A 16,138-nucleotide genomic window follows, 5' to 3' on the forward strand; every position below is an offset into this window, starting at 1 on the left:
GGCGATGGATCACTCTTGCACGCCTTCCGTGGTCCAACGGATGACGTCGGCAAGCGAAGCCGTCAGCGGGCCGGTGATTTCCACTTGCGACGCGTAGCCGCTGAAGTCGACATCCCCGCCATTGGCTATCGGGAAATAGGTGCCCCACGACGTTCGGACGTAGCGCGCGGTTGGATGGCAGGTGTCTGAGTCGAATGGAAACTCACTGAACCGCGCTGAATCGACGTCTGCCCACATCTCCGCAGCGTATTCTAGCCCTTCGGCCAAGCTCGACTCAGAGAAATTCCAATAGGACCGGAACCTCGCCTCGGTCTGGATCAGGTAGGACTCCAGCGCCGACGGGGGCCCGGAAATGACTTCGTCGTGCTCGATCTCCCACTCTGATACGTCGCCCATCACACGGCGCCGCGTTAGCAGGGGCAGTGTGCAATCCGTGACTTCGTACACGGTGGCTGCGTTCTGGCGCCGCAGGTATTCCTCAAGCGACATGTGGCGCCCATAGGCCGCTTCTGGGTTGGCCAGCAGATAACGGACCGCGGTAAGCCAAGGCTCATTCGATTCGAAGAGCGGAACAGTTCCCATCGCTACACCCGAAGCGCTGCGCAGCACCAGAAGCGGCGTGCCGATCACAAACTCGATCACACTCGAGCAATCGCCCGCGCCGTAGAGCTGTAGGCCAATGTCAGGCAGGCGTCCCGCGTCCCAGTCCCAAAGATGGTCTCTGACGGCCTCTGCTTCTGATCGGTAGCGCTCTACCCAGTATTCGGGTTGCATATCCCCCGAATCGTCCGGCCCCAGCGCGAACTCAGATGACGAAAGCAGCAATTGATACGTGCTCGGCCCATCGCCAACCAAGCGTTCAACGACGGTGAAGGTGTATTCGTGCTCCGCCCCGTGTCGCAGAGGCACACCATCCACCATCGGTGTCGCCGAGACCGGGATCGCTATTTCTATGAAGGCCGCCGACCGCACCCACTGCGCGAAGAGCGGGCCGCGACGATCCGCCAAATGCTCGGAATAACTCCTGTTGTCCGGTAGAACCGAGCAGGCAAAGACCTCGCTCCCTGCCAGCGAGGCGAGTGCCAGCCCGCCCACCAGTGCATTCCGCGATAAAGCCATCACCTCGCCTCCCGAGAGCCAAACTCTTGCGCGCAAATTGGCCAAATCTGAGGCGATTTCATCCCAACCGCCCCCGCACCGCCGCCGCGATTCCGAAGGGTGCGAGCGCAACCGTTCCTAGACTGATCGCCAGTGTCAGCAACAGATTGGCCACCGCGCGCTCATCGCCGGCGAAAGCCGAACGTCCGGCGCCCGCCGCGAAGATCAGGACCGGGACCATCATCGGCGTGGCGATCAGGGCGATCAGCAGGCCGCCGCGCTTGATGCCGGCAGCGAGGGCGCCGGCGAAACCTGCGATCAGGGCAAGGGCGGGGATGGCAGCCAGCAGGGCGGCGCCGAGCACCAGTGCCGAAATGGGCGGCAGGCCATACATCAGACCTCCGAGGACGCCGATCAGCGGCAGCGGCCATAGCGTCGCGCTGGCCTGGCCCATCACCTTGCCCAGGCAGAGAGCGGCCAGGCTGGTCGGGGTGAGCAGGTAGAGATCCAGCGTGCCGTCGGCGAAATCATCGCCGAACAGGCGTTCGGCCGATTGCAACACGGAGAGCAGGGCCGCGAAGGCGAGAATGCCGGGGCCGGCGGCAGCCAGCAGATCGGCGGCAGGGCCGATCGCCAGCGGCGCCAGGGTGATCGCGGCGAGGAAGAAGGCCGCCGGTCCGGCCGCTCCGCCACCGCCGGCCCAGGCGAGGCGAGCTTCGCGCGCGAATATTGCTGTCAGAACACCCATCACAGCCGCCCCATCTCGAGGCTGCGCGCATCGGGCCAGTCGAGCGGCTGGTGCGTGGCGGCGATCACCAGGCCGCCGCGGGCGCGGTGTGTCGCGACCAAGGCAGCGAGGCAGGCGCGGCCTTCGCCGTCGAGCGGGCCGGCGGGTTCGTCGAGCAGCCAGAGCGGGCGATTGGCCAGCACGATACGGGCGAGGCCGCAGCGTCTTTGCTGACCGCGTGACAGGCGCGCGGCGGGGCGGTCGATCAGATGATCAATCTCGAGCGCGCGCAGGGCCGGCATGATCGCCGTGCGGGGTTGGCCGTAGAGATCGGCCCAGAAACGCAGGGCAGTGCGCGGCGTCTCGCCGGGTTTGAGCCCGTCGGCATGGCCCAGCCAGGCGATGGTGTCGGCGGCGGCGAGCGCCGGCGGCGCTTCATTGAGCGATATCGCGCCGGCATCGGGCTCGATGAAGCCTGCGAGGGCGCGCAAAAAGGAGGTCTTGCCGGTGCCATTGCGACCGGTCAGCAGCACCGCCTCGCCCGGTCCGAGTTCAAATGAGAGATCCCGAGCCAGCAATGCATCGCCGCGCGACAGGGACAGGCCGCTCACGCTCAGGCGGAGCTCTGGAAATTTCAGTGCCGGGGTAACGGGCTGGGAAAGCGAGGCCGATGTCATGACGACATGTCGCCCAAATGCAGGGCCGAGGTCAACGGACTGCGTGCCGCATTGCAGCAAACGGGGACAAGGGGTAGAACCCCAGCAAACATGTGGCCATATCCAGCTGGCCTACCCTCCCCACCGGGTGTTTGACACCCCACCGACCCTGAGGACGATCCCCAATGGCTTCTCTCGACAGTTTTTCCTGTAAACGCACCCTCAATGTGGCCGGCGACACCTACGCCTACTACGATCTGAAGGTCGCCGAGCAAAACGGTCTGGCCGGAATTTCCCGCCTGCCGGCCTCGCTCAAGGTCCTGCTGGAAAACCTGCTGCGCTTTGAAGACAACAAGACCGTCACCAAGGCCGACATCCAGGCGATGGCCGAATGGCTGACGACCCGCAAATCGACCCATGAGATTGCCTATCGTCCGGCCCGCGTCGTGATGCAGGACTTCACCGGCGTTCCCGCCGTCGTCGATCTGGCCGCGATGCGTGATGCCGCCACCAAGCTGGGCGCCGATCCGCAGCGAATCAATCCACAGGTTCCCGTCGATCTGGTGATCGATCACTCGGTGATGGTGGATAATTTCGGCCATGCCGACAGTTTCGAGAAGAACGTCGAGCGCGAATATGAGCGCAATGGCGAACGTTACAAATTCCTCAAATGGGGCGCGTCCGCCTTCGCCAATTTCCGCGTTGTGCCACCGGGAACGGGCATCATCCACCAGGTCAATCTGGAAAACCTGGCCCAATGCGTCTGGACCAAGGAAGAAGATGGCGAAACCATCGCCTATCCCGACACCTGCGTCGGAACGGACAGCCACACCACGATGATCAATGGCCTGGCCGTGCTCGGCTGGGGTGTTGGCGGGATTGAAGCCGAAGCCGCCATGCTCGGCCAGCCGGTCTCGATGCTGATCCCGGAAGTGATCGGCTTTGAACTGACCGGCAAACTGCCGGAAGGCGCGACCGCGACCGATCTCGTCCTGGTCATCGTGCAGATGCTGCGCAAGAAGGGCGTGGTCGGTAAATTCGTGGAGTTCTACGGCAAGGGCCTCGACCATCTTTCGCTGGAGGATGAAGCCACAATCGCCAATATGGCGCCTGAATACGGCGCGACCTGCGGCTTCTTCCCGGTCGACAGGGAAACCCTCACCTACATGACCGCCACCGGCCGCGACGACAAGCGAGTCGCCCTGGTGGAAGCCTATTCCAAGGCTCAAGGCATGTACCGGCCTGACTACGAAGCCGATCCGATCTTCACCGACTCGCTGCATCTCGACATGGGCTCCGTCGTGCCGGCGATCTCCGGGCCGAAACGGCCGCAAGATCGCGTCATCCTCACCGAGGCCAAGCCGGCTTTCACCGAGGCGATGGGCAAGGAATTCAACAAGGCCAATGAAATGGCCAAATCGGCCCCGGTCGAAGGCGCGGACTACCGCATCACCAATGGCGATGTCGTGATTGCCGCCATTACGTCCTGCACCAATACGTCCAACCCGTCCGTCATGCTCGGCGCCGGCCTGCTGGCCCGCAATGCCGTGGCGCGCGGCCTCAAGGTGAAGCCCTGGGTCAAGACCTCGCTGGCGCCCGGTTCGCAAGTCGTCACCGACTATATGTTGCGTGCCGGCCTGCAGGATGATCTCGATGCGCTCGGCTTCAATCTGGTCGGTTATGGCTGCACCACCTGTATCGGTAATTCCGGTCCGCTGCCGGGCCCGATCTCCAAGGCCATCAACGAGAATGACCTGGTCGCGACCTCAGTCCTGTCGGGCAATCGCAATTTCGAGGGCCGGATCAGCCCCGATGTGCGTGCCAATTACCTCGCCTCGCCGCCACTCGTGGTCGCCTATGCGATCGCCGGTTCGATGCAGATCGACATCACCAAGGAGCCGCTCGGCCAGGACCAGGACGGCAAGGACGTCTATCTGAAGGACATCTGGCCGTCCTCGGCCGAAATCGCCGAGACCGTGCGCACCTCGGTGACGCCGGACATGTTCGCAACGCGTTATGAGCATGTATTCCAGGGCGACAAGGCCTGGCAGGGCATCGCGGTTCCAGAAGGCCTCAATTATGCCTGGGATCACACCTCGACCTATGTCCAGAACCCACCCTATTTCGAAGGCATGACGATGGAACCGGATGCACCGGGCGATGTCGTCAATGCGCGGATCATGGGTCTGTTCGGCGACTCGATCACCACCGACCACATCTCGCCTGCCGGTTCGATCAAGGCCAGCAGCCCGGCCGGCCGCTATCTGCAGGAGCGGCAGGTTCCGGTGCTGGAATTCAACTCCTACGGCTCGCGCCGCGGCAATCATGAAGTCATGATGCGCGGAACCTTCGCCAATATCCGCATCAAGAACAAGATGCTGGACGGCGTTGAAGGCGGCTTCACCAAGAAAGACGGCCAGCAGGTCGATATCTTCGACGCCTGCATGGACTACCAGGCCGCCGGCATCCCGCTCGTCGTCTTCGGCGGCAAGGAATACGGCACCGGCTCCTCGCGTGACTGGGCCGCCAAGGGCACCCGTCTTCTGGGCGTCAAGGCCGTCATCGCCGAGAGCTTCGAGCGGATCCACCGCTCCAATCTGATCGGGATGGGTGTGCTGCCGCTGCAGTTCGAGGACGGTGCGTCCTGGGAAGGTCTCGGCATGACCGGCGATGAGAGCGTCAGCATCCTGGGCGTTGCCGAGATCGAGCCGCGCGCCCTGATGACCGTTGAGGTGACTTTCCCGGACGGCACGGTGAAGACCGCTTCGGTCCGCGCCCGTATCGATACCGAGAACGAGCTGGAATATTATCGCGATGGCGGCATCCTGCACTATGTGCTGCGCAATCTCGCCCGCTCATAGGCCCTCATGATCAAGCCCCGCCCGCGTCACAGCCAAGTGATTGGCCGATGCGGGCGGGCGTGATTATGTAATCAGCATGCGCATCCTTGCTTCCATCCTGGCCATTTGCCTTCTCGTCCTGCCTGCCTCCGGACAGGTCCGGCCTGACGCCGCAGCGGCCGAGACCCGCCCCGTCCTGGTCGAGCTTTTCACCAGCCAGGGCTGCCCTTTGTGCCCGGAAGCCAATCGCTATCTCGGCGAACTCGACCAGCGTGACAATGTCTTCGTGCTCGCTTTCGGCGTGAGCTATTGGGACATGTATGGCTGGACCGACACCTATGCCCGCCCGGAATATGTCCAGCGCCAGCGCACCTATCTGCCGCGCCTGGGCGTCAACCGCCTCTATACGCCGCATTTCGTGGTCGACGGCGTCACCGACGCCCCGGGATGGGATCAGGACAAGGTGTCCGACGCTGTCAATGCGCGTCTGGACGCCATGCCCGACAGCCCCTCCATTCGCCTGGATGACGGCCCGTTCGGCTCATTCATCGTGCGACTTGATGGTGACGCACCGGAGACGAATCTCGATGTCTGGCTGGTGGCCTATGCGCCAGGCTGGGCGAGCGTCGAGATTGGGGCTGGCGAGAATGAAGGCCTCGAGATGCTTCACTACAATATGGTGAAAAGCCTGACCTATCTCGGCCGATGGTCGGGCGGGGAAGCCGAATATATGGGCGAAGCCTATCGCCGCCATGGCACGGTCGCCATCGTACAGGGTGCCAATGGCGGCCCGATCTATGGCTATGCCCGGGTTGAACCGCAGCGCTGAGGCGAGGCCTAACGCGGTGCGCGCTTGGCCAATATCCGCTGCAGTGTCCGCCGGTGCATATTGAGTCGTCGTGCCGTCTCCGACACATTGTGATCGCATAATTCGAACACGCGCTGGATATGTTCCCAGCGGACGCGATCGGCCGACATCGGGTTTTCCGGGGGCTGCGGCTTGTCTTCCGGGCTCGCCAGCAGTGCCTTGATGACATCATCGGCATCGGCAGGCTTGGACAGATAATCGATGGCTCCGGCCTTCACGGCGGCGACAGCCGTGGCGATATTGCCATAACCGGTCAGCATGACGACCCGGCAATCCGGGCGTGAGGCGTGCAGGGCCTTCACCACTTCCAGCCCGTCCCCGTCGGTCAGACGCAGATCCAGCACGGCAAAGGCCGGCGGATTCTGGCGCGCAATCTCCTCGGCCTCATCAACCGTACCAACAGCGGAGACGACAAAACCGCGACTGGTCATCGCCCGCCCGAGACGGGTGCGGAAGGGTGCATCATCGTCGAGAATGAGCAGGGTGCGGTCTTCAGGCATGTCGTATTCAATATCGTCCACGGCGGCGTCCTCGCGATTCGGTATCTGTCTGTCTGTTATTACTAACGAAGGATCGGCGGCGCCTCTACCCGATTGCGCGGCCAGACGATTGTAACCTGGGCGCCGCCCTGGGGTGAAACATTGTCGAACGCTACCCGGCCGCCGGTTTTCTCGATCATCGTCTTGGCAATGAATACGCCCAGGCCCAGCCCACCCTGGCCGGGCGTGCCGGAACGTGTGGTGACATAGGGCTCGCCGATCTTGGACAGAATCTCGGGCTTGAAACCGGTCCCGTCATCACAAATCGTCACGCGCAGGCTCTCGGCATCCCAGCAGCCCTCGACCGTGACACGCGTGGCCGCGAAATCGACAGCATTTTCGACGAAATTGCCAATCGCATAGAGCATTTCCGGCATGCGGCGCAGCATCGGGGCGGGCCCCATCCCGCCGGCTTCGGCAAGGCTGACATCAAGCATCGGACCCAGTCCGCGCAAGGGCGTACTGGCCTCTTCAAGGGCGGCGAGCAGATCGACCCGGTCATGGCGCTCATCGGTGACAGCCTGCTCCTGGCTCAGACGTTTGAGGATATCGCGGCAGCGGCGCGCCTGGGTCACCATCAACTCGGCGTCCTCGCGCAGCAGGTCATTATCATGGACCTCGCGCAGCATTTCCTTGGCCGTCAACTGGATCGTGGCCAGCGGCGTACCGAGCTCGTGCGCGGCCGCGGCGGCCAGCGCTCCGAGTGCCGACAGCCGCTGCTCGCGGGACAGGACGCTCTGGGTTGCCGCCAACGCGGTTGCCATGCGGCGTCCTTCCTGACTGACGCGCCAGGAATAGACGGCGGTGAAAGCCACAGCGATGAAAATCGCGCACCACAGGCCCAGCACATACATCTCGGGCAAATGGATCGTCTCGCCGGCCAGCCAGGGCAGGGGCAGGCTCCACAGCCACATCACCCCGGTCCCGGCCATGGCGATCAGGGCCACGCCGAGCGCCCAGCGCTGTGGCAGGGCCGCGACAGCGATGGTGACGGGCGCGGTCAGCATCACGATGAAGGGATTTTGCAGCCCGCCGGTCAGGATAAGAAGGGCGCAAAGTTGGAGCACGTCATAGCTGAGCTGGGCGAAGGCCTCCCAATCCTTGGCGAATTGCTGCGGCGGCACAGACAGGGTCAGCCAGGTATTGATCCAGGCGCTGACCATGATGACGCCGAGACAGACGCCGATCGGCAGATCGAAGCCAACGACATAATGTATGAGCAGAACGGTCAGGGTCTGACCCGCCACCGCCAGCCAGCGCAGCATGACCAGCGTGCGCAGGCGCAAGCGCCCGAACACCGGCGTCAGATGCGCGTCACTGCCATACGGGTCCCAATCAGCGTCGAGCATTGGCTGGCTCCGGTCATACAGCGAAGTCGATGGACAGGCGGATCGAGCCGTCCTAGCTTCGCATCTGCAGCAAATTATATCCGGGGCGGCATAGCATGCTTTGTCCGCCTTCGGATAGTTGATGGAGCGCAAATGCAACGAGCCTGGATCTGGTTGATCATTGCCCTGCCCATGATTGTGGTGATCGGGTTCTTCACGCTGATGCTCACGGATGAGAGCCAGCGCGAGACGCGGCGTGCGCCAACGCGCACCAGTGGCGAAGCGCTGATTGGCGGCCCGTTCACACTGGTCGATCAGACCGGGCAGACCGTCACTGAAGCCGATTTCCACGGCCGCGCCATGCTGATCTATTTCGGCTACACGTATTGCCCCGACGTATGCCCCTTCTCCCTGCAGATCATGGCCGCAGCGCTCGAGCAGCTCGAGCCTGAGCAGCGCGCCCGGATCCAGCCCATCCTGATCACGATCGACCCGCAGCGCGATACAGTCGACCAGCTGGCCCAATATGTCGCCTCGCCGGCCTTCCCGCCCGATCTGGTCGGACTGACCGGAAGCCAGGAACAGATCGCCAATGTCGCTGGCGTCTACCGCGTCGCCTTCCGGCGCAGTGCCGGCGAAGACGGCGAGGACGAGACCAGCGATGATTATCTGATGGATCACAGCTCCATCGTCTATCTGATGGATTCTGAAGGGCGTTTCGTAGACGTCTTTTCCCATGGCTCCGACCCGCAAACGATGGCGGCCCGGCTGCAAGAATTCCTTGAGGAAGAAGGTTCATCCTCATGAGCATTGCCGGTTTCGGCAATGTCGGTCCCAGGAGGACTCATGCTTTATAGTGTGTACGAGTTAAACCGTTTGGCCATGACGCCATGGCGCGCCGCTGCCAATGCCACCCGCCAGATGATGCAGGCGCCCTGGAATCCCATGGGCGACACCTATGCAGGGCGCACCATGGCCGCCGCCGCCGATCTGTTCGAGACCATGACGCGGCGCTATGTGAAGCCGGAATGGAATCTGGAGCCGGTCGAGGTCAATGGCCACAGAATTCCCGTCACCGAGACCGTCGTGTGGAACCAGCCCTGGTGCAATATGCTGCACTTTGTGCGCGACCCGCAGGCGCTCAAGGCGGCCGGCGTCAAGACGACCCAGCCCAAAGTCCTGTTCGTCGCGCCGATGTCCGGCCACTACGCCACTCTGCTGCGCGGCACGGTCGAGGCCTTCCTGCCCGATCATGAAGTCTACATCACAGACTGGAAGGATGCGCGCAGCGTCCCGGTCACCGATGGCCGTTTCGATCTTGACGACTTCACCACCTATGTCCGCGCCATGCTGACCGAGCTGGGCCCGGACACGCATGTGGTCGCCGTCTGTCAGCCCGGCCCGCCAACCCTGGCCGCGATCGCCCTGATGGCCGAGGACAAGGATCCCGCCCGGCCCCTGACCATGACCTTCATGGGCTCGCCGATCGACACCCGCCTGTCACCGACGGTTCCCAACAAGCTGGCCCAGGAAAAGCCCTTCAGCTGGTTTGCCGACAATCTGATCCATACGGTGACGATGCCCAATGCCGGCGCCATGCGCCGCGTCTATCCGGGCTTCCTGCAGCTGGCCGGTTTCGTGAACATGAATCTCGACCGCCATGTCGACGCCCACAAGGACTATTTCGCCAATATGGTGAAGGGCGATGGCGATGAAGCCGACCGCCACCGCACCTTCTATGACGAATATCTCGCCGTGATGGATCTGAGCGAGGAATTCTACCTGCAGACGATCAGCGATGTCTTCCAGGAGCACAAGCTGGCCACCGGAACGCAGGACGTGAAGGGCCGCCTTGTCGTGCCGTCCAGCATTACCGATGTCGCCTTGCTCACTGTCGAGGGCGAGAATGATGATATTTCCGGCATCGGCCAGACCCAGGCGGCGCACACACTGTGCTCGCAACTGCCCGACAGTCTGAAAGAAGACTGGGTCCAGCCCGAAGTCGGCCATTACGGCGTCTTCAACGGCCGGCGCTTCCGCGAGCAGGTCGCACCCATGATGAAACGCTTCATGGCGGACAAAGGTGCTGCGGTGCGCAAGAACCGTTGATCAATTCCCGGCGGGCGGTCTGACCGCCCGCCGGAAGGATTGTCCCTCACACCTCAGCGCCCCGGCGGTGCCTCAGCGCTCACGGCCAGTCCCAGGGCTTCGAAATCAATCGCCCCGGCCTCGCTCCCGGCCCGGATCTCGCCAATGCTGACGGGTACAGGCGGCTGCATCACAATTTCCAGCGTGCCGCCCTGGGCGAGGAAGGTGGAAACCGCCGACGCCAGCTGCGTGACCAGTATCTGTGGCATCTCCGGCGGCGCCGACATAAGACCGACCATCACCAGAATTCCCGCCTGGGACCGCATCTCCGCTGGCGTAATGCCCTGGGCCACCGCGCCTGCCGCATAGGCGCGCTCCAGCATGGAGTCATCTTCAAGTCTCAGGGCGATCCGGTTGATCACCAGGGGGTCGGCAGCCGCCGAAAGGCCTTCGCTATCAGGCGCGGTTTTGCCGTCTACGGTCGCTGACGAGGTTCCGAGCAAACGGCGCTGATTGGCCAGGAACTCGGGGTATCCGCTGAAATCATGGGTGAAATCCAGCCGGAAGCCGTCCCGCAGCGCCAGGTAATTCTCGCCGGTGGTGAAGACGCGTCCGCTCTGCGGATCATAGACGGAATGCCCCTCCAGGCTTAGATCGAGGGTCTCATAGCCCAATTGGCCAAATCTGTCGGAAAGCCGCTCCCCGGCGGGGTGCTGCGGGTTGGGCACGATGCGCAGCGACCCCAGACGCATCTGTGTATCAAGCACGTCATCCTGCGACTCCATGGTGACGACGAACTCGTCAAGGCTCACCTGCTGACCGGGAATGGCGGCGCGAAAATCGCGGACCCGAAGCCGGTCGAACAGGTCGAGCTGCTCGCCCATCTCCATGTCGAGATAGCTCCTGAAGAAACCCGATTCTGCGGGGTCGGCCGCGAACAGGTCCAGCACACTGAACGGGCTGGATATCCTGAGCCCATCCACGGACAGTTCGGCCAATTCCAGATTATTGGTGCCCGCGTCGCTCTCCACCGTGGCGGTCAGCCCGAGGAGTTCAAAGCGTTGCAGCGCATTGTCGGTATAGCCGACGAAGGCAAGTCGATCGAAGGAAAATGAGGCCCCGGCGTCCGGCTCCCGATCCGGTTCGACGGCATCATCGACGGAGAGCACGCCGAAGCGATACAAATCCTTGTCCGCGCCAACCTCGGCGCCACGATCACCGCGCAATACGCGTCCAAGATTGGCGGACATTTCCGCATTGGGCGCTTCCAGCCTCACCCGGCCAAGCGTGAAACCGATCTCTCCCTCGTCGAGAACCTGCTCAATATCCTCAAGCACGAAGGCGTGGAGTCGCAGCCTGCCGGCGCTGTCGAGCCGGGGGGAATCGAGGATCATGCGGGCCGCATGCACGACACCAGCCGGCGTCGCCTCATCGCGCTCCAGATTAATCACAACATTGGTGAAGGTGTAGGTCCCGCGCCGGAAGTCCGCGCGTTCGAAAGAGACAAATTCATTATCCGCACCGTCCAGCCGGATGGCGGCGAGGGCCGCATCAGCGTCGGCGCGCGCGAGTTGCGGCAGATGCTGGGCGTGCACACTGCTGAGCGGAGCCAGTCCAGGAAGCATCGCCACGAGTGCGACGGCCATCAAAGCGCGTTTCATCGCGTCCCTTTCATTCAACCTTGGTGTCAGAACGCAATCTAACAGGCTGAATGTGACGCGTCGCGGGCGGTTTGATGGTTTTCAGGCGATTTTCGCCGGGGTTTAGTCGCGCCCAAGACCGGCAAGGAAGGCTGCGATCGGGTCTTCGGCCGGTATCGGCTCGACGACAGACGGTGCCTCAGCCACGGGCTCGGCCATCTGCAGCGGCAATCTGGATGGATGCGCATCAAGGCCACTGCGCGGTGCGCCGCTCATGAAGGCGCTGAAGATGCGCGCCGGCGGGCCACCGCCGGTCGCCCGGAGCGTCTGGGAATTGTCATCATTGCCGGTCCAGACCACCGCAACTAGGTCGCCGGCATAACCGGCAAACCAGGCGTCACGGAAATCATTGGTGGTGCCGGTCTTGCCGCCGACGGCCAGGCCGGCTACCGCAGCCCGGCGTCCAGTCCCCGAGCGCACCACGGTCTGCAGCAAGTCGCTCATCTGCGCCAATGTGCGGGCATCCATCACCACTTCACCAGCGGCGGGGCTTGCCGCGTACAGGACCTCGCCCTCACGCGTCTCGATCGAGGCGATGCCATAGGCCGGGGCGCGATAACCGCCATTGGCGAACGGCGCATAGGCGGACGCCATTTCCAGCGGCGTCACCTCATGCACACCGAGCGCCAGCGACCGGTCGACCCGCTGCGGACTTTCAATCCCGAACCGCGCCGCGAGCCGGGCAACATGGCCACGGCCCGTCTCCTCGGCGATCCGAACCGCAACCGAATTGGACGATCGCGAGAAAGCCTCGCGCAGGCTCATCGGGCCGCGATATTCGTCATTATAATTCTGCGGCGACCAGTCACCGAGCCGGATCTGGGCATCATCGCGGATATCGTCCGGTGTCAGCCCGGCCTCGAAGGCCGAGGCGTAGACAAAGGCCTTGAATGCCGAGCCCGGCTGGCGATGGGCCAGGACGGCGCGATTGAATTGTGACGTCGCGTAGTTGCGCCCACCGACCATCGCGCGCACGGAGCCGTCATGAGCCAGAGCCACGAGCGCGGCCTCGCCGGCCCCCAGCGCAAGCTCAGGATCATCCATAATGCCGGACACGGCCAATTCGGCGGAGCGCTGGGCATTGACGTCGAGCGTGGTTCTGACGATCAGATCGCCATGATGGCTGCCGACAAGCGCGCGTGTATCCTGCGCCACCCAGTCGATAAAGTATTGTGCGCCCGGACTGGAAGCACCGCGCGAGACCCGGATCGGGGTTTGCGCTGCATCAATGCGTTCCTGTTCGGTAATCCGCCCGGTCTGGGCCATCAGATCAAGCACCACCGTCGCCCGTGCCGCCGCGCGCTGGGCGTCATTGACGGGACTGTAGCGCGAAGGCGCCTTCAACAGCCCGGCCAGCAGAGCGGCCTCGCCGAGATTGAGCTCGCTCGCTGTTTTGCCGAAATAGCGCGTCGCCGCCGCTTCAATGCCCCAGGCGCCACCACCGAAATAGACCCGGTTGAGATAAAGTTCGAGGATTTCGTCCTTGGTGAAGCGGCTCTCGAGCCAGAAGGCGAGCATCACTTCCTGCACCTTGCGCCGCACGGTGCGCTCGGAGGTCAAAAACAGGTTCTTCGCCAGCTGTTGCGTCAGGGTCGAGCCGCCCTGCACCACCCGACCGGCGCGGATATTGGCCAGCAGGGCGCGCGCGGTACCGATCAGGTCAACACCGAAATGGCTGTAAAAACGGCGATCCTCGACCGCCATCACCGCATCGGTGACATAGTCAGGCAGCTCCTCGATCACTGCCAGACGGCCATGCGCCGAGCCGCGCCGGGCGATCAGCCGGCCCTCATGATCATAGAAGGCCAGGCTGGGCGCGCGCTCGACCTCGATCAGGCCGGATGTGTCTGGCAGATCGCGCGCGATGGAAACCAGCCAGCCGGCCATGCCCAGGCCCAGCAGCAGGAATACGCTGACGACAAACCGCCACAGCCGTCCGCCGCCGCGCGATGGGCGACGCCTTGACGCTTTGCGCGCCGGACCCGGCCCGGGCCGGTTGGCGCGTGTCGCCTCAAGCGGTGTGGCAGGCCTGCGGGCCATGGGCTGTCCTTGCTGAATATCGGAGCCTTCATCTGCAGGAATTGGAGTTAATTCCCGATGAAGAACAGCGCTTGCAGACTTGCTACAAAAGCCTTCGCGCGCCAACATGGGCGCAAAGGGGATTTGTCATGTCCATCAAGCGTTCCATTGCCATTCTGGCCCTGATCCTGGGCTCGCTGAGCCTGTCCGGCTGTATCGGCCTGTATGAAGGCGCCGATTCGGTCTGCCCTGGCGGCGACCCGAACGCCGATAACTGGCCCTATTGCGGAGCAGCCCAGCCCGGCGGATCGCAGCCGCGCTAGGCTGGTCGGTCAGCCGTCAGCAGCCCGGGTTGATCAGGCGCTCTCGGTGCCGGGTTCCGCATCAGCCGTGACGTCAGCCGCGGGAGCCGCCGCTGCAGCCTTGCGCGTAAAGCGGATCAGGACGGTGCCGGCGGCGTCCGGCATTCTGGTATTGTCCCCCAACAGGGCGACACGGCCATTGGGCCTGCGGGCCAGAACGAAGTCGGCATCCTCGCCTGCATCCTCAAGGCATTGCTCAAGCGAGTATTCGTCGGTCAGGCGGGTCGCCTTGAAGCGCCAGCCACCCCACCAGTCGCGCGCCAGCCCGTCATAGCCGCGGCCACGCCGGATCAGGGTCCGGCCCCGGGCGGTGAAGGCGATTGCCTGGGGGTCATCATCGAGCTTCGCCGACTCAACCGGCCCGTCAAACCCTGACAGCTGGAACACATGACTGCGGCCGAGCTCCGGCGCGTATTCGATGCAGACCAGGGCGTTATAGGCGTCATTCGGGGTCACGGCGAGCAGGCTGGCGAAGCGCGAGGGCTCGAGCCGCCAATCGGCGGTCTCCGAGAGGACTTCACCATAATAGACATCATGCCCGGCCAGCCGCGCCGCGCGCAGACGCCGCCAGCTGGTATCGGCGATCGTGACCGGCACCTCCGCCTTCTTCAGCGCATCGGCCAGGCCGAGGCTCCAGGGATTGGCGCCGACGATCAAAAGCCGGTCCGGACCCGTTTCGGACAATCCAAGCCAGCGCGACAGCGGCGCAACGGCAAAGCCGCACCCGAAGACGCTGGCGAACACGGCGAGGAATACCAGGGGCGCGAGGACGGCCGCATCCTCCCGGCCCGACTGCATCAAGCTCACGGACAAGTGCCCCGCCGTGGCAGCGGCCACGACGCCGCGAGGCCCGATCAAGCCGATGAAGCTGGCCTCGGCAATGGTCAGGCCCGAGCCCAGCGTCGCCAGGAAGACGGCCACCGGCCGCACGACCAGAATAATCGCCGCGACGGCCGCAAAATGCTGCCAGCCGAGCGATCCCAGCGCTGCCGGCGTCAGCGAGGCCGCAAGCACGACGAAGACACTCGCCACCAGGATGGAGGCGATGCCTTCCTTGAAGCGACGCATTTCCTCGATCGAGGCGAGACGGGAATTGGCAACCACCAGGCCGAACACGGTCACGGCGACAAGGCCGGTCTCGGCCGCAAGCTTGTCGGCCAGCGCATAGCAGACCAGGACAGCGGCGAGCACGAGCGGTGCCTTCATTGGTTCAGGCACCCAGCCGCGGCGGAAGGCGTGCGAGAGGGAGATGCCCGAGACGAACCCCAGCAAGGCGCCAATCGCGATGCCGAAGGATAGCGCGAGCGCCGCCGAGCCGACGCTGTGGCCGAGCTGGGTCTGATGGATGGCCTCGAACACGAAAACGGCCGCAAGGGCGCCGATCGGATCGTTGACGATGCCTTCCCATTTCATCACCGAGGCGATGCGCGGCGGCAGTTTCGCCTGGCGCAGCAAGGGAAGGACCACGGTCGGACCGGTAATGGTCAGCAGGGCACCGATCATCGCGGCAACGTCCCAGGCCAGACCAGCAATGAAGTGCAAGGCCAGAGTCGCCAGCGCCCAGCCGAGCGGAAAGGCGAGGATGACCATGCGGCGAACAGCGGTTGATGTATCGCGCAGTTCGCGGAAATTGAGCGTGATGCCGCCCTCGAACAGGATAATCGCCACGGCCAGGGCGATCATGGGCCGCAAGTAATCACCGAAGCTCTCATCCGGTGTCAGCAGGGGCTGCCCCAGCGTCATCGCCGCGATCGGACCGAGCAGAAGCCCGGCGCCCATCATCAACACGATCGAAGGCACGCGCAGGCGCCAGGCGAGCCATTGGGCCGCGACACCTGAACCGGTGATGATCGCGATAGTCAGGGGAAGGTCAGAAGCAGCGTCTATCATGAGGCATCTGATAACGCGTTTCG

Annotated in this window: 13 protein-coding genes; 5 read left to right on the forward strand and 8 right to left on the reverse strand. The window is 63.7% G+C overall.

The window, feature by feature from the left end:
- Positions 1–9: 9 nt before the first annotated feature.
- Genes ACN0YJ_RS00250 through ccmA form a run of 3 tightly spaced genes read right to left on the reverse strand, consistent with a single transcriptional unit; the run spans position 10 to position 2,502 of the window.
- On the reverse strand, positions 10–1,119 hold the full coding sequence (locus ACN0YJ_RS00250; RefSeq protein ID WP_417494997.1) for a hypothetical protein: 1,110 nt from the start codon (positions 1,117–1,119) through the stop codon (positions 10–12).
- Between the two features lie 58 nt (positions 1,120–1,177).
- Positions 1,178–1,846: a heme exporter protein CcmB gene (locus tag ACN0YJ_RS00255; protein WP_417494998.1), complete on the reverse strand. Its 669-nt coding sequence runs from the start codon at positions 1,844–1,846 to the stop codon at positions 1,178–1,180.
- The gene (ccmA, locus tag ACN0YJ_RS00260) at positions 1,846–2,502 is read right to left on the reverse strand and encodes a heme ABC exporter ATP-binding protein CcmA (RefSeq protein WP_417494999.1); all 657 of its coding nucleotides are present in this window, start codon (positions 2,500–2,502) and stop codon (positions 1,846–1,848) included. The genes ACN0YJ_RS00255 and ccmA overlap by 1 nt, the downstream gene beginning before the upstream one ends.
- Before the next feature lie 164 nt (positions 2,503–2,666).
- On the opposite strand from ccmA, the gene acnA reads away from it, so the two are divergent.
- Positions 2,667–5,342 (forward strand): aconitate hydratase AcnA, encoded by a 2,676-nt coding sequence (acnA, locus tag ACN0YJ_RS00265; protein WP_417495000.1) that lies wholly within the window; start codon positions 2,667–2,669, stop codon positions 5,340–5,342.
- 76 nt (positions 5,343–5,418) lie between these two features.
- Positions 5,419–6,150 carry a DUF1223 domain-containing protein gene (locus tag ACN0YJ_RS00270; protein WP_417476445.1) on the forward strand — a complete coding sequence of 244 codons (732 nt, stop codon included), beginning with the start codon at positions 5,419–5,421 and terminating at the stop codon, positions 6,148–6,150.
- Between the two features lie 8 nt (positions 6,151–6,158).
- Here the strand turns inward: ACN0YJ_RS00270 and ACN0YJ_RS00275 are convergent, their stop codons facing one another.
- Positions 6,159–6,689 (reverse strand): ActR/PrrA/RegA family redox response regulator transcription factor, encoded by a 531-nt coding sequence (locus tag ACN0YJ_RS00275; protein ID WP_417476747.1) that lies wholly within the window; start codon positions 6,687–6,689, stop codon positions 6,159–6,161.
- 62 nt (positions 6,690–6,751) lie between these two features.
- On the reverse strand, positions 6,752–8,077 hold the full coding sequence (locus ACN0YJ_RS00280; protein WP_417495001.1) for an ActS/PrrB/RegB family redox-sensitive histidine kinase: 1,326 nt from the start codon (positions 8,075–8,077) through the stop codon (positions 6,752–6,754).
- Between the two features lie 132 nt (positions 8,078–8,209).
- On the opposite strand from ACN0YJ_RS00280, the gene ACN0YJ_RS00285 reads away from it, so the two are divergent.
- Both ACN0YJ_RS00285 and ACN0YJ_RS00290 read left to right on the forward strand, forming a co-directional pair.
- Entirely contained in the window at positions 8,210–8,863 is a 654-nt protein-coding gene (locus ACN0YJ_RS00285; protein ID WP_417489752.1) for an SCO family protein, read from the forward strand.
- A 39-nt stretch (positions 8,864–8,902) separates the two neighbouring features.
- The gene (locus tag ACN0YJ_RS00290; RefSeq protein WP_417476448.1) at positions 8,903–10,165 is read left to right on the forward strand and encodes a polyhydroxyalkanoate depolymerase; all 1,263 of its coding nucleotides are present in this window, start codon (positions 8,903–8,905) and stop codon (positions 10,163–10,165) included.
- Between the two features lie 53 nt (positions 10,166–10,218).
- Here the strand turns inward: ACN0YJ_RS00290 and ACN0YJ_RS00295 are convergent, their stop codons facing one another.
- Both ACN0YJ_RS00295 and ACN0YJ_RS00300 read right to left on the reverse strand, forming a co-directional pair.
- Positions 10,219–11,805: a hypothetical protein gene (locus ACN0YJ_RS00295; protein ID WP_417495002.1), complete on the reverse strand. Its 1,587-nt coding sequence runs from the start codon at positions 11,803–11,805 to the stop codon at positions 10,219–10,221.
- A 102-nt stretch (positions 11,806–11,907) separates the two neighbouring features.
- Complete coding sequence (locus ACN0YJ_RS00300; protein WP_417489755.1) at positions 11,908–13,884, reverse strand: transglycosylase domain-containing protein; 1,977 nt, start codon at positions 13,882–13,884, stop codon at positions 11,908–11,910.
- 128 nt (positions 13,885–14,012) lie between these two features.
- On the opposite strand from ACN0YJ_RS00300, the gene ACN0YJ_RS00305 reads away from it, so the two are divergent.
- Positions 14,013–14,186, forward strand: a complete 174-nt coding sequence (locus tag ACN0YJ_RS00305) for a hypothetical protein (RefSeq protein WP_417476451.1) — start codon at positions 14,013–14,015, stop codon at positions 14,184–14,186.
- A 33-nt stretch (positions 14,187–14,219) separates the two neighbouring features.
- On the opposite strand, the gene ACN0YJ_RS00310 is transcribed toward ACN0YJ_RS00305, so the two are convergent.
- Positions 14,220–16,115, reverse strand: coding sequence for a cation:proton antiporter (locus ACN0YJ_RS00310; RefSeq protein WP_417495003.1), 1,896 nt, complete (start codon positions 16,113–16,115; stop codon positions 14,220–14,222).
- Positions 16,116–16,138: the final 23 nt, after the last annotated feature.

The organism is Maricaulis sp. (genome assembly GCF_048270095.1).
In the GTDB taxonomy this organism is placed as follows: Bacteria; Pseudomonadota; Alphaproteobacteria; order Caulobacterales; family Maricaulaceae; genus Maricaulis.

Excerpts from the sequence above, each read along its gene's own strand:
- ACN0YJ_RS00295 (WP_417495002.1), bottom strand. The coding sequence starts at position 11,805 with ATGAAACGCGCTTTGATGGCCGTCGCACTCGTGGCGATGCTTCCTGGA.
- ACN0YJ_RS00290 (WP_417476448.1), top strand. The coding sequence starts at position 8,903 with ATGCTTTATAGTGTGTACGAGTTAAACCGTTTGGCCATGACGCCATGG.
- ACN0YJ_RS00305 (WP_417476451.1), top strand. The coding sequence starts at position 14,013 with ATGTCCATCAAGCGTTCCATTGCCATTCTGGCCCTGATCCTGGGCTCG.
- ACN0YJ_RS00255 (WP_417494998.1), bottom strand. The coding sequence starts at position 1,846 with ATGGGTGTTCTGACAGCAATATTCGCGCGCGAAGCTCGCCTCGCCTGG.
- ccmA (WP_417494999.1), bottom strand. The coding sequence starts at position 2,502 with ATGACATCGGCCTCGCTTTCCCAGCCCGTTACCCCGGCACTGAAATTT.
- ACN0YJ_RS00250 (WP_417494997.1), bottom strand. The coding sequence starts at position 1,119 with ATGGCTTTATCGCGGAATGCACTGGTGGGCGGGCTGGCACTCGCCTCG.
- ACN0YJ_RS00300 (WP_417489755.1), bottom strand. The coding sequence starts at position 13,884 with ATGGCCCGCAGGCCTGCCACACCGCTTGAGGCGACACGCGCCAACCGG.
- ACN0YJ_RS00275 (WP_417476747.1), bottom strand. The coding sequence starts at position 6,689 with ATGCCTGAAGACCGCACCCTGCTCATTCTCGACGATGATGCACCCTTC.
- ACN0YJ_RS00270 (WP_417476445.1), top strand. The coding sequence starts at position 5,419 with ATGCGCATCCTTGCTTCCATCCTGGCCATTTGCCTTCTCGTCCTGCCT.
- acnA (WP_417495000.1), top strand. The coding sequence starts at position 2,667 with ATGGCTTCTCTCGACAGTTTTTCCTGTAAACGCACCCTCAATGTGGCC.
- ACN0YJ_RS00280 (WP_417495001.1), bottom strand. The coding sequence starts at position 8,077 with ATGCTCGACGCTGATTGGGACCCGTATGGCAGTGACGCGCATCTGACG.
- ACN0YJ_RS00285 (WP_417489752.1), top strand. The coding sequence starts at position 8,210 with ATGCAACGAGCCTGGATCTGGTTGATCATTGCCCTGCCCATGATTGTG.
- ACN0YJ_RS00310 (WP_417495003.1), bottom strand. The coding sequence starts at position 16,115 with ATGATAGACGCTGCTTCTGACCTTCCCCTGACTATCGCGATCATCACC.